Source organism: Chryseobacterium contaminans (genome assembly GCF_001684955.1).
In the GTDB taxonomy this organism is placed as follows: Bacteria; Bacteroidota; Bacteroidia; order Flavobacteriales; family Weeksellaceae; genus Chryseobacterium; species Chryseobacterium contaminans.
On the sequence record NZ_MAYF01000194.1, the window covers coordinates 1 to 1,908 of the forward strand.

The window sequence follows — 1,908 nt, forward strand, 5'->3', positions numbered from 1 at the left end:
GGTGAAATACCTACCGTTTTAAGTGTCAATTATTATGATACCTATCCGGGATATAGTTTTAACCCTCCATTCCCTTCAACGATTCAGGGAGAGCCTATACTGACAGAAACTCCAACAGCCGAAGGCAGAAGTACCAAAAGCCTTCCAGTGATGAGCCTGGTAAAAAATATTGAAGATGATAACTGGACAAAGAATTACACTTATTATGATACCAAAGGAAGAGTAGTAGGAACCCATTCTATTAACCATTTAGGAGGCTATACAAAGACAGAATCGAGACTGGATTTTGCAGGAGTAACTCAAAGCGTTATCACCAGACATAAAAGGCTGGAAACAGATACAGAAAGAGTTATCACGGAAAACTTTGAATATGACCATCAGAACAGACTGCTTACCCATAAGCATCAGGTAGACAGTAATCCAACAGAAGTCCTTACCCAGAATAAATATAATGAACTTTCCCAGCTGGAAACTAAAAAAGTAGGTGGAGTAGATGTAGCTAATCCTTTACAAACAATAGATTATCGGTATAATATCAGAGGCTGGTTAACGATGATCAATGATCCTTCCAATTTAAATGGAAAATTATTTGGATATGCATTGAAGTATCAGGATCCGGCTATTCCTACCACCTCTGCTCCCCAATTTGGAGGGAACATTGCAGAGGCCCATTGGAAGACATCCGACGATGATGTCTATAAAGTTTACCATTATGCATATGACAAATTAAACCGTTTAAAATCCGGAGTATACCGTGAGCCTTATACAACATTACCCGATAAATCATTCTTTAATGAAGAGCTGAACTATGATTTGAATGGAAATATTACCCGTCTTTGGAGAACAGGTAAAAACGATTCAAACACGGCATTGCTGGTAGACAATCTTACTTATGGGTATCAGGGCAACAGGTTGCAGACGATCACAGATGCTACGCAGAATGAAGCAGGCTATGAGGGAGGCGGAAATTTGATTGATTATGATGCTAATGGAAATATGACCACCATGAAGGATAAAGGAATTAATTCCATTGTTTATAATCATTTGAATTTACCCAATCAGTTTTTTATAAATCAGAATTTTTTAGGATGGAATCATAATACAGATATAACACATCTGTATCGTGCAGATGGAACAAAACTTAGAACAACGAAGTATAGTGCAAGAGATGGGGATATAGGCGATACAACTACTACAGACTATCTGGATGGATTTCAGTATCGTTACTATGATAATGGATTAAGTGGAGGACTTTTATTACAGGATAAAACAAGCTTTGCTTATGAAGAGCAGGCTTATACGAAAACAGGTTCAATGTTTCCTTCTAAACCGAAGTGGCAGTTAGATTTTGTACCCACAGCAGAAGGTTTTTACAGTTTCACAGAAAACCGTTATATTTACCAGTATAAAGATCATTTAGGAAATACGAGGGTAAGTTTTGCTAAAAACAGCACAGGCGTTCTTGAAGTTACAGATATTAACAACTATTATCCATTTGGATTAAATCATATAGGTGGAATTAAAGGACAGTTAGGTAGTTATAAGAATTATAAGTACCAAGGACAAGAGTTACAAGAGATAGGTTTTTACTCATTTAAGTGGAGAAATTATATGCCTGATGTAGGAAGGTTCTTTAATATTGATCCATTAGCTGAAAAATACACTCATAACAGTACGTATGCATTTTCTGAAAATAGAGTTATTGATGCGAGAGAATTAGAAGGGCTAGAAGCTGAGTTAATTAATAAATCTACAAGGAATACCCCTGTATCTAATGATATATCTGGATTTAATTTGAATACCCCGGCAAAAGTTCAATTAAGAGTAAATGTTGTACAAGGCTCTTTTACCAATGAACAAGTTCAACAAAAACTTTCAACCGTAGAAAATAATTTTAAAAAAGAAGGA

At 36.0% G+C, this 1,908-nt stretch carries 1 protein-coding gene; it reads left to right on the forward strand.

What is annotated here, in order from left to right; genetic code table 11:
• Positions 1-1,908 (forward strand): RHS repeat-associated core domain-containing protein (locus BBH99_RS11460; protein WP_317041493.1); only part of this gene is annotated, 1,908 nt, incomplete at both ends.